This is a genomic window from Roseibium sediminis (assembly GCF_008711325.1).
In the GTDB taxonomy this organism is placed as follows: Bacteria; Pseudomonadota; Alphaproteobacteria; order Rhizobiales; family Stappiaceae; genus Roseibium; species Roseibium sediminis.
On record NZ_VXDB01000103.1, the window covers coordinates 1 to 669 of the forward strand.

Sequence of the window (669 nt, forward strand, 5' to 3'; positions counted from 1 at the left end):
CCACCTCCACCGAGACGTTTACCGTCAATCTCACCGACGTTGACGAGTTCGACGTCACACCCGTCACCGATACGGATTCCACGGCCAACTCCGTCTCTGAATCTGCCGCGACCGGCACAACAGTTGGCATTACCGCGTCCGCGTCCGATGCCGATGGTACGGACACAGTCAGCTACCAGATCGTTGACGGCTCCGGCAATGTCATCACCGATGGCCCGTTTGCAATTGACCCGGCAACCGGCGTTGTCACGGTCGCCGACAGCTCGCAGCTCGACTATGAGGCAGGTACGAGCGTCACCGTAAACGTACAGGCCGTCTCCACAGATGGCTCCACCTCCACCGAGACGTTTACCGTCAATCTCGCCGACGTTGACGAGTTCGACGTCACTGCTGTGACCGATGCGGATACAACTACGAACTCCGTCTCCGAGAGCGCAACAACTGGCACCACAGTTGGTATTACCGCGTCTGCCTCCGATGCGGATGGTACAGACACAGTCAGCTACCAGATCGTTGACGGCTCCGGCAATGTCATCACCGATGGCCCGTTTGCAATTGACCCGACAACCGGGGTGGTCACGGTCGCCGACAGCTCCCAGCTCGACTATGAGGCGGGTACGAGCGTCACCGTGAACGTACAGGCCGTCTCCACTGATGGCTCCACCTCCA

Annotated in this window: 1 protein-coding gene; it reads left to right on the forward strand. The window is 59.6% G+C overall.

Annotation, left to right across the window (positions count from 1 at the left end; genetic code table 11):
- Positions 1-669, forward strand: a 669-nt coding sequence (locus tag F0155_RS23255) for a cadherin repeat domain-containing protein (protein WP_150526943.1), incomplete at both ends; no start/stop codon positions are given.